This is a genomic window from Cysteiniphilum halobium (assembly GCF_003574425.1).
Taxonomy (GTDB): Bacteria; Pseudomonadota; Gammaproteobacteria; order Francisellales; family Francisellaceae; genus Caedibacter; species Caedibacter halobius.
In genome coordinates this window covers 1-502 of the sequence record NZ_QLIU01000105.1, presented here as the reverse complement: position 1 = coordinate 502, position 502 = coordinate 1, and the positions used below count along the sequence as shown (strand labels likewise).

1 protein-coding gene is annotated in these 502 nt (G+C 31.5%); it reads left to right on the top strand.

The features are described 5' to 3' along the window. Positions 1-411 (top strand): hypothetical protein (locus DNK85_RS12660; protein ID WP_208123178.1); only part of this gene is annotated, 411 nt, incomplete at its 5' end. Positions 412-502 lie beyond the last annotated feature (91 nt).

Here is a 502-nt window from a genome sequence, read left to right as displayed (position 1 = left end):
GAAAAGAGAGGAAAAGGAAGGGGAAAGGAAAAGATAAAGAAAAAGGGAGAGAGAAAGGGAAAGAGAGGAGAAAGGAAAGAAAGGGAAAAAGGAAAGAAAAAGAAAAAGAAAGGGGGAGAAAAAAAGGAAGGAAGAAGAAAAAAAGAAAGAAGGAAGAGGAGGAAAAAAGGAGAAAAAGAAAAAAAAAAAAGTAAAAAAAATGAGATAAAAAAAAAAAGAGAGAAGGAAGAAAGGGAGAAAAAAGAGAAGGAAGAGAAAGAAAAGAAGAAAAAGGAAAAAGAAGAAAAAGGTGGAAGAAAGAAGGATAAGAAAAAGAAGGGAAGAGAAAAAAAGAAGGAAAGAAAAAAAGAAAGAGAGAGAGAAGAAAGAGAAAAAAGAGAAAGGAAAAAAAAAAAAGAAAAGAAAGCATAAAAAAGAAAGAAAGAAGGAGAGCAAGAAGAAAAAGAAAAGAAGAAAAGAGTGGGGAGAGGAGAGGAGATAAAAAAAAATGATGAAAAAAGGG